Here is an 8,785-nt window from a genome sequence, read left to right as displayed (position 1 = left end):
GGAAGTCGAGGATCGTGCCGGAGCATATTCGCCGGGCCCTGCGCGAGCGGGACGGGGTCTGCCAGTATCCCGGCTGCCAGGAATCAGAGTATGTGGATGCCCACCATATCCGGCACTGGGCCGAGGGCGGGGAAACGCGGCTGGACAATCTGGTGACGCTGTGTCGCTTCCATCACCGGCAGTTGCACCGCGGATGCTTCGATATTCGTCTCAACGGCAACTCCGCGGAGATTTTGGCGGCACAGGATTGTCAGGGATTTCAGGCTGGATCTACCAGGCAGTCCGATTGAGCCCCCCGGCAATGGCTAACGTGCAGCGGCTAACGTGCAGTAGTCGCTTGCTGCCAATACCCCTATACTCAGCCGTTCGATTCCAATAGCCAGGAGCCCCACCATGACGCTGCAAGGCAAGCACGTGCTGATAACCGGTCCCACCGCGGGCATTGGCCGCACCACGGCGCTGGCCCTGGCCGCGCAGGGCGCCACGCTGACCCTGCTGTGCCGGAGCCCGGAGAAGGGCGCGGCACTGGCCGCGGAGATCACCGCCGCGGGCGGGCAGGCGCCGACGGTGGTGAAAATGGATATGGCCAGCCTCGCCAGTGTGCGCGAGGCTGCCGGGGAGTGTCTGGCACTGGGGCGCCCGATCGACGTGCTGCTGAATAATGCCGGAGTGGTGAACACCAGCCGCCGCACCACGGTGGACGGCTTCGAGGAGACGCTGGCGGTCAATCATTTTGCGCCGTTCCTGCTCACCGGGCTGCTGCTGCCGGCGATACAGGAGGTACCCGGCGCGCGAATCGTCAATGTCGCCTCCGCGGCCCACGCTTTCGCCCGCAACATGGGTTTTGATGACCTGCACGCGGAGCGGGGCTACAAGACCTTTCGTGAGTACGGTCGTTCCAAGCTGGCGAATATCCTCTTCACCCGCAGCCTGGCCCGGCGGCTGGCGGACACCCCGGTGACGGTGAACTGCCTGCACCCGGGCGCCGTGTCGACCTCGCTGGGCACCCAGAATGGCGGCCTGATGAGCCGGATCACGCCGATCCTGCTCAAGCCGTTTTTCCGTTCCCCGGAGAAGGGCGCGGAGACCTCAATCTACCTGTGCAGCAGTGAGAAAGTGGCCGGAGTCAGCGGCGAATACTTTGCCGACTGCAAGGTGGTGCGGCCCAAGCCCTGGGCGCGGGATGACGAGGCGGCCGAGCGCTTGTGGCGGGTTACCGAGGAGAGCGTAGGGTTCCAGTATCCGGCATGAGCGGCAGGGTAGTCTCTGGCCGGCGCCCCCGGGTCTGGCTACTCTCCGCCTACCGTGCCGAAAGCCACGCCGCCTGGGCGGACTGGCTGCTGGCGTCCCAGCCCCAGGTAGACTGGCAGCGGCTGGAATTGCCCGGCCGCCATTTCGCCTGGCGGATTCGCGGCAATCCCCTGTCCTGGCTGGATGCGCTGCCAGCCGAGCCGCCGGACCTGCTGCTCGCCACCTCGATGGTGGACCTGGCCACCCTGAAGGGTCTGCACCCGCGGCTGGCCGGCGTGCCGGCACTGTACTACTTCCACGAGAACCAGTTTGCCTATCCCCTCAGCGACCGCCAGAGCCACTGGCTGGAGCCGCGCATGGTGCAGCTCTACGGCGGGCTGGCGGCGGATCGACTGCTGTTCAATTCCGCCTTCAATCGCGACAGCTACCTGCAGGGCGTGGCAACGCTGCTGGCACAGATGCCGGATGCGGTGCCGGCGGGAATCGTCGAGCGCCTGGCGCAGAAAACTGCGCTGTGTCCGGTGCCGATTGAGCCGGTGCCCGGCGCCGCAGAGCGGGATCCACAGCTGGTGCTGTGGAACCATCGCTGGGAGCACGACAAGGCCCCGGAGCAGTTTGCCGAGGCGATGATCGCACTGGCCGCCGAAGACGTGCCCTTCCGCCTGGCCCTGCTGGGAAAACGGCCGCGGCGGGTGCCGCCGGCACTGGCGCGGCTGCGCCAGGCCCTGCCGGAGCGGATTGTTGCCGACGGTCGATTGCCGCACGCTGAGTATCGAGCCCTGCTGGGTCGCGCCGGGATCGCCGTCAGCACCGCGCGCCACGAATTCCAGGGGCTGGCGATGCTGGAGGCCGCCAGTGCCGGCGCCCGGCCGCTGGTGCCCGATGCCCTGTGTTACCCGGAGCAATATGCCCCGGCCTACCGCTACCCGGCCGATGACCTCCCGGCGCTGGTGGCTCGCCTCCGGGACTGGCTCGCCGGGGGCCTGCCGTCAGTGGCGGATGTTTCGCCCTGGTATGCCGATCGGCTGGCCCCGCTGTGGGGTCGGGTGCTGGGCGACAGGGCTATCCGGCCAGGATAGCTTTTTCCCCGCGGCGCCTCGCACCCAGCGCACATCGCGGCCGGCATTTCGCTACTTGATAAACAGCAGCTCGCGGTACTTCGGCAGCGGCCAGCAGTCGTCGGCAACCTGGGTTTCCAGCAGATCTGCCTGCACCCGCACGGCGTCCATCAAAGGCCGGATCACGTAGGCGCAGTGGTGCATATGCTCTTCGATGGAAGCGAACCCGTGTTGCTCCAGCGCTGCGCCAAGCTCGGCCACCGCAGCCTGCATGGCATCGGTATGCTGAGCCACTTTGCGCGCAATGCTGTGATCCAGGGTGATGCCCAGCTGCTGCATGCCGACACTGGCGCTGGCCAGCGACGCCAGGTACTGCATCGCCGCGGGATAGATCAGCGTGGTCGCCATTTCGATGGCGAGCTTGGCCTCCACCTCAATCGAGAGGATGTACTGCTCGGAATACACTTCAAAACGGCTTTGCAACTCCAGCGGGCTGAGGACACCGGTGCTGGAGAACAGGGTCTTCACCGCGTCGCTGCAGAGCTCCGGCAGCGCATCAGCGGAGGTAGGCAGGTTCTTGAGCCCCCGCTCTTCCACCGCCATCTTGTGCCACTCCGGCGAGTAGCCGTTGCCGCCAAACACCACATTGCCATGGGTTTCCATCAGCTTTTTCAGCACCACAATGACCGCCGCGGTCTGGTTCTCGGTGGCGGCAATAGCCGGCTCCAGCTCGTCTGCGATCCAGTTCAGGGAGTCGGCGAGCATGGTGTTCATCGCCACCAGGGGGCCGGAGACCGAGGCCGACGAACCCACGGCCCGGAACTCGAAGCGGTTGCCGGTAAAGGCAAAGGGCGAGGTCCTGTTGCGGTCGCCGGGGTCGCGTTCGAAGGTGAGGATCTGCGACAGGCCCAGATCCATCATGCCGCCTTTGGTGGCTGCCTCGATTTTGCCCTCCTTGATGTCCATGAAGACTTTTTCCAGCTGGTCGCCCAGGTACACCGACAGGATTGCCGGTGGCGCTTCATTGGCGCCCAGGCGATGGTCGTTGGCGGCAGAGGCGATCACGGCACGCAACATGGGCCCGTACAGGTGTACGCCGCGGATGACCGCGCCGCAGAACAGCAGGAAATGCAGGTTGTCGTCGGGTGTCTTGCCGGGGTCTAGCAGATTGCCCTGGGTCGAGTTGCCCACCGACCAGTTCACGTGCTTGCCGGAACCGTTGACGCCGGCAAAGGGCTTTTCGTGCAGCAGGCAGAGGAAACCGTGGGCCTTGGCGGTGGATTTGAGCAACGTCATCATCAACTGCTGGTGGTCAGCGGCGACGTTGGCAGCCTCGAAATACGGTGCGATTTCGAACTGGCCGGGGGCCACTTCATTGTGGTGGGTCTTGGCAGGGATGCCCAGGCGGTACAGTTTGTCCTCGAAGTCCTGCATGAACACCTGGACCCGCTCGGGAATGGCGCCGAAGTAGTGGTCGTCGAACTCCTGCCCCTTGGCGGGCGCCGCGCCAAACAGTGTCCTGCCCGTGAGCAACAGGTCCGGGCGCGCATTGGCGAAGGCGGCATCGACCAGAAAGTATTCCTGTTCTGCGCCGCAGCTGGAATTCAACGGGGCGATATCCGTTTCCCCCAGCAGTCCCAGCACCCGCCGCGCCGCGGTATCCATGGCTGCATTCGAGCGCAGCAGTGGAATTTTCTTGTCCAGCGCCTCGCCGGTCCAGGACATGAACACGCTGGGGATCATCAGCGTCGCACCGTTGGCGGTGTGCATGATGTAGGCGGGGCTGGTCGGGTCCCAGGCGGTGTAGCCGCGGGCGGCGGCGGTCATCCGCAGGCTGCCGTTGGGGAAGGAGGAACCGTCCGGCTCACCCTTGATCAGCAGGCTGCCGGTGAATTCGGTCATGGCGCCGCCATCGGCATTGGTGATGATAAAGCCGTCGTGTTTTTCGGCGGTGATGTTGGTCATCGGGTAGAAAATGTGGGAGAAGAACTTCACGCCCCGGGCCAGCGCCCACTCCTTCATCGCTGCCGCCACGATATCGGCGGTGGCCGGGTCCAGCGGGCTGCCGGTCTGCACCGTATTCTTCATTGCCTTGAAGGCACTCTTGGAAAGAGAGTCCTCCATGGCGGCGAGATTGAACACATCGCAGGCCCAGATCTTGCTGAGGGGCTGCGGCATTTCCACGGGCATGGCGCTGCGGTGCGTGATGCTGGCGATCGCCGCGATCCGGTTCTCGTTGGCTGTCATGGGTAGTGCTCCTGTTTGCTGGTGTGCTGTCCAGGCAGCGGTAGCTGCCGCATGACAGAAGAAAGCCACCGGCCTGCCTGGGCGGGCCGGTAGTATCGCTGGTGTGCCAGAAAATCCCCCTATCGGAAGAGTAGAGGCAAGAATCGGTCCAACTGCGGAATATTTTTTACCTGCAGGCGCAAATCTGCGCTGGGTGCGGGGAAAACTGCCGCCTGCGCGGGACTGCGTCGCCGGGGCTGGTTTGCCGCCTGCAGCGGACGCCACAAAACGGGGCCTGCGGCGCCTTATTTCGGTGCAGGGTGGCCCCCGGGGTGGCAGCCGCTATTCGCGGCAGCGATAACTTGCGGCCTGGTTTGCCGGGCCGCGGGTGTCGTGGATGGCACGCTGGGGATACGGGCAGAGCAGGGCGGTGGCATTCGCTGCTTCCGGATCAAGGTGGTTGCGGGCGACGATCTGCGCCGGTGGCACATTCTGTTCTACCCACGCATCCAGGATTTGCACCGGGTCAAACAGGTCCGGTGCCAGGCCCGGTGCCTCCCAGCAATGCCCGTGCCCCGGTACCAAGAACAAGCGCGCCTGTTGACCCAGCGCAGCTGCGCCACCGTTGGTGGCGGTAGCTGCCTCAAAGTAGCGGATGGTCCGCTGCGGCAGAATCAGCGGGTCTGCCCAGCCGTGCCAGAGCAGCAGTTTGCTGCCGGCGGCGCGCAGGCCGGACAGGTCGGGGTCGGTGGCGTTGGCGAGCAGCGCCACCGGCGAAGCCGCCATCTGCGCCGCTTCGGCGACCACGTCAATATCGGTTGGCTTGACGTGCTCGCCTGCTGGCACCCGGCGGTAGATGTCGAGGAAGCCCTGTGAAGCGAGCCCGCCCCAGGCCGGCTGTCCGTCGAGGCCGGTAATCCAGAATGGCCACAAGTGTTCGGAGCCCGGGGGCAGGCCGGGGAACAGTTGCGTCTCGCCATCGTGCGCGCCGCGGTAGAGCGCGGCTACGCGCTGCAGCTGATCCTCGCTCATGCAGCCCGGGTCCGGGTCGGCCGCGCAGCGCAGCGCGGAGAGGTCGGGCTGGCAGCGCTCGGGGGCGGCAACGAGGTTGTCCTCCACACCGTCCAGCGTGTCGCAGGCACTGCGTACATGGGCTGCCAGGCGATGCACCTGCTCCGGGCTGAAGCGGGGGGCGCCCGCGGCCGTCCAGGCCTGCTGTATCATCCACGCGCCCTGGACACCGGCATTGCCGGAAAGGTCGAGGATGGGGCCGCCCGCCGCGATGCCGTCGAACAGATCCGGGTAGCGCTGCGCGGCTACCAGGCCCAGGCGGCCACCGTTGGAACAGCCCGAGAAATAGCGCCTGTTCGGCGTGCGCTGGTAGTAGGCGTCGATAATCTCGTCCGCCACGGCAACCAGGGTAGGCAGTACCTTCTCTGCCCACAGGGCGAGGGCCCTGTCATCGCCGCTGCGTGCCCAGTCGGTGTCGGCGGTGGATGCAGCCCGGTGGCCGCTGTCGTGCGCCATGGCCGCGTAACCGTTCTTGAGGGCTTCATTGATGCTGTTGGAATAACCGGGTTTGTCCGGCAGCAGCTGGCCGCAAAAGCCGCCGCACCCGGCAAGCAGGAACTTGCCGTTCCAGTCGCTGTGCAGCGGCAGGCGCATTTCGAAACCCACCTTGCCTGCGGCGCGGCCGCGCAACTGGCAGAATGCCGGTAGCCCCACGCTGTGTGCGAGCGCCGGGGCTGTTTCCAGAGACAACCCGTGCCGGCCTGCAAAGGCCGGACCCAGTGCAGCACAGGCGGTTTCATCGCCGCTTGCGGCCACTGCTGTATTCGCGGTCACCAGCAACAGCACTGTGCGTGCAAGGTAAAGCAAATGGCGTCGCATGCGCTCTCTCCCCGGGGATCTCATTTTTTGCCCACTTGTTGATACTGATCCAACAGGTTTTTCAGCGCTACCAGTTCAAAGTGGCGTTTGGCGGTAATGGCATAAAAACGTTCCACAACCTTGTCCAGCACACAGTAGCGCCGCAGCTTGCCACTTTCCAGTTCGTCTTGCACCACCACCTCCGGCACCACGGCCAGCCCGCCGGAGTCGCGGGCCAGCAGGCGCAGCATTGCCATGTCCTCCACTTCGGCATAGGGATCGGCCTCTACCCCGTGCTGTTCGCACAACAGGTCGAACTGGTTGCGGATTTCGCTGTTCGGCCCCGGCAACAGCAGCGGCAAGCGGCCCAGATCCCGCGGGAAGCGGAACCGCCGTGCGAGCTTGCCGGGAGGGCCGACGATGCAAACGCTCTGCTCTGCGATCTGCTGGCAGCGCCAGGGCGTGGAGGTGTCCGCGGCCACCGCGCGGTTGGAGAGGATCAGGTCCAGCTTGTGCACGCGCAGCTGCTCCAGCAGCTCCTCCAGGCTGGCAGAGCGAATCACCAGTTTCACTTTGGCCTCGCCAATCACCGGCCGCAAAAAATTCTCCTGGAAGTTGCGTGACAGCGTGGCCACCGAGCCGATGCGCAGGCGCTGCAGGCGCTGCAGTTCCCCGCTTTCGGTCAGGGCCAGCAGCTCGCTGCCGAGGCTGAAAATGCTCTCGGCATATTCCAGCACCAGATGGCCGGTTTCGGTCAGCCGCAGGGAGCGTCCATCGCGACTGAACAGCTCGTGTCCAAGTTGCTCCTGGAGCTGGCGAATCTGTGATGACAGTGCGGATTGCGACACATGCAGCTGGTTGGCCGCGCGCGTCAGGTGCCCCTCTTTGGCAACCACCCAGAAATAGTAGAGATGGTGAAAATTCAATTGGCGCATAAAAAGTTCTCTTTATAAGAACGATAGTATCGAAACTATATATTTTACAAAAGAATTGGTCGAGCCCAGGATAGCGCTGTCCGGATTCGCGACAACGTGAACGCAACGGGGGGCTGGTATGACGGAGATATTGGGTGGCTGGTTGCTGCCGTTGATTTATGCCGCCGGCTGCGGGGTGGCCTGTATTCAGGCGCAGCGGCACTGGGCGATCGCGCGCATCACCGCGGCCGCGGCCCTGGCCGCGACTGTGGCGGCCGCCGTGACAGCGCTGGCGGGGGCACAGTGGGCCGGGCTCGCGGTTGATCCCCTGGGTTTGACTGCCGCGCTGCTGGTGGCCGTACTGGGCTGGGTCATCATCAATTACTCCGCCCGCTATCTGAACGGTGAACCTGGCCAGCCCCGCTTTGTACGCGCGATGCTGTTTACCCTGAGCGCCGTGGGGCTGCTGGTGGTGAGCCGGCACCTGGCGGTCATCGTGCTGGCCTGGACCGGCACCAGCCTCGGCCTGCACCACCTGCTCACCTTCTATCGCGAGCGCAAGGCGGCACAGGTGGTCGCGCACAAGAAGTTCCTGGTGAGCCGCTGTGCGGAACTCTGCCTGGCAGTGGCGCTCCTGTTGATCTACCAGACCGCGGGCACACTTTCACTGGAGGGCTTGCAGGCCTACCTGCTTACGGTGGATTCGCTGCCGGCATCGCTGCATGGCGCGGCACTGTTGTTTGCCCTGGCCGCCATCCTGAAGACCGCGCAGCTGCCGCTGCACGGCTGGTTGATTCAGGTGATGGAGGCGCCCACGCCGGTCTCCGCCCTGCTGCATGCGGGGGTCGTGAATATCGGCGGCTTCGTGCTTATCCGGCTGGCCGAGCTGTTGTCTTTGGCGCCGCTGGCACAGGCTGTGCTGGTCGTGGTCGGCAGCCTCACAGCGGTGCTGGCGGGCCTGGTCATGCTCACACGTATCAGTATCAAGGTGCGCCTGGCCTGGTCGACCTGTGCGCAGATGGGTTTCATGCTTATGGAAATTGGCCTCGGCCTCTACGAGCTGGCCCTGCTGCACCTGGTCGCGCACTCGCTGTACAAGGCCCACGCCTTCCTCGCGGCGGGGGAAACGGTCCAGGCCGCACGCGACAGGGACCTGCTGCCAACAGGTACCGCAGCGCGCTCGCCGCTGTGGTATCTGGCTGCGCTGGGTCTCAGTGGCAGTCTGGTCGCCGCCTCCGCCGCGGCCTGGCAATTCTTCCTGCCCTCACTTGCGCTGCCCCCGGTGGCACTGTTCATCGTCGCGCTGGGCCTGGCTTCACTGCTCTGGTTTGAGCACGCAGCCGCCCCTGCGCTGTTGTTCCGGGGCCTGGTGCAGGTCGCGGTGCTCACCCAGCTCTACCTGCTGTGGCACCTGCTGTTTGCCGGGCTCGCGCCGGCAGCGTCCGCGGGGGCCTGGCCGGGGGGGGT

The 8,785-nt window shown here is 65.3% G+C and carries 7 protein-coding genes; 4 read left to right on the top strand and 3 right to left on the bottom strand.

The window, feature by feature from the left end:
- The 3 genes from RJQ10_RS09290 to RJQ10_RS09280 all read left to right on the top strand — a co-directional run.
- Nucleotides 1-290, top strand: a 290-nt coding sequence (locus tag RJQ10_RS09290; protein ID WP_350145867.1) for an HNH endonuclease signature motif containing protein, incomplete at its 5' end; no start/stop codon positions are given.
- A gap of 103 nt (nucleotides 291-393) precedes the next feature.
- Nucleotides 394-1,251: an SDR family oxidoreductase gene (locus tag RJQ10_RS09285; protein ID WP_350145865.1), complete on the top strand. Its 858-nt coding sequence runs from the start codon at nucleotides 394-396 to the stop codon at nucleotides 1,249-1,251.
- On the top strand, nucleotides 1,248-2,330 hold the full coding sequence (locus RJQ10_RS09280) for a tRNA-queuosine alpha-mannosyltransferase domain-containing protein (protein ID WP_350145863.1): 1,083 nt from the start codon (nucleotides 1,248-1,250) through the stop codon (nucleotides 2,328-2,330). Before RJQ10_RS09285 ends, RJQ10_RS09280 begins: the two co-directional genes overlap by 4 nt.
- Nucleotides 2,331-2,381: 51 nt before the next feature.
- Here RJQ10_RS09280 and RJQ10_RS09275 read toward each other — a convergent pair whose 3' ends face one another.
- The 3 genes from RJQ10_RS09275 to RJQ10_RS09265 all read right to left on the bottom strand — a co-directional run bounded on the left by RJQ10_RS09275 (nucleotide 2,382) and on the right by RJQ10_RS09265 (nucleotide 7,339).
- Nucleotides 2,382-4,556, bottom strand: coding sequence for a glutamine synthetase III family protein (locus RJQ10_RS09275; protein WP_350145861.1), 2,175 nt, complete (start codon nucleotides 4,554-4,556; stop codon nucleotides 2,382-2,384).
- 321 nt (nucleotides 4,557-4,877) lie between these two features.
- On the bottom strand, nucleotides 4,878-6,425 hold the full coding sequence (locus RJQ10_RS09270; protein ID WP_350145859.1) for a tannase/feruloyl esterase family alpha/beta hydrolase: 1,548 nt from the start codon (nucleotides 6,423-6,425) through the stop codon (nucleotides 4,878-4,880).
- A gap of 20 nt (nucleotides 6,426-6,445) precedes the next feature.
- Entirely contained in the window at nucleotides 6,446-7,339 is an 894-nt protein-coding gene (locus RJQ10_RS09265; RefSeq protein WP_350145857.1) for a LysR family transcriptional regulator, read from the bottom strand.
- Nucleotides 7,340-7,457: 118 nt separating this feature from the next.
- Here RJQ10_RS09265 and RJQ10_RS09260 point away from each other — a divergent pair.
- Nucleotides 7,458-8,785 (top strand): NADH-quinone oxidoreductase subunit L (locus RJQ10_RS09260; RefSeq protein ID WP_350145855.1); only part of this gene is annotated, 1,328 nt, incomplete at its 3' end.

It is taken from the genome of Haliea sp. (assembly GCF_040222615.1).
In the GTDB taxonomy this organism is placed as follows: domain Bacteria; phylum Pseudomonadota; class Gammaproteobacteria; order Pseudomonadales; family Halieaceae; genus Haliea.
Note: the sequence above shows the minus strand (reverse complement) of the source record. Positions and strands in the feature narration are given on the sequence as shown.